The 640-nt window shown below is 48.8% G+C and carries 1 protein-coding gene; it reads left to right on the top strand.

The window, feature by feature from the left end; genetic code table 11:
* Positions 1-640 (top strand): SprB repeat-containing protein (locus ACED20_RS21180; RefSeq protein WP_378106742.1); only part of this gene is annotated, 640 nt, incomplete at both ends.

The following is a 640-nucleotide window of genomic DNA, read 5'->3' as shown; positions in this document are numbered from 1 at the left end:
ACAGCACCATATACTTTCAACTGGGGTGGCGGAATTACAACAGAAGACAGGACGGGATTAGCAGCGGGAACCTACACGGTAACCATTACCGATGCTAACGGATGTACAGGAACTGTAAATGCAACGGTAACCCAGCCTGCAGCTCTTGTTGCAGCTACTTCCCAGACGAATATCGCATGTAATGGCGGTGCAACAGGAATAGCAGCTGTTACCGTTTCAGGCGGAACAGCACCTTATACCTATTCATGGTCTCCGGTAGGGGGAACGGCTGCAACAGCTACCGGTCTTTTTGCAGGAACTTATACAGTGACCATTACCGATGCTAATGGATGTACTTTATCCAGAAATTTCACAATTACCCAGCCTGCCAGTGCAGTAAGCGGAACAACGGTAGTAACGAATGTTGCGTGTAACGGCGCTTCCAACGGAGCGATCAACCTAACACCTTCAGGAGGAACAGCACCATATACTTTCAATTGGGGTGGTGGAATCACCACTGAAGACAGAACGGGATTAGCAGCAGGAACGTATACAGTAGTAATCACTGATGCGAACGGATGTACAGCGACTGTTAATGCTACGGTAACCCAACCTGCCAGTGCAGTAAGCGGAACAACGGTAGTAACGAATGTTGCGTGTA

The organism is Chryseobacterium sp. sg2396, from assembly GCF_042610505.1.
Lineage (GTDB): Bacteria > Bacteroidota > Bacteroidia > Flavobacteriales > Weeksellaceae > Chryseobacterium.
This window is presented reverse-complemented; position numbering and strand designations above follow the sequence as displayed.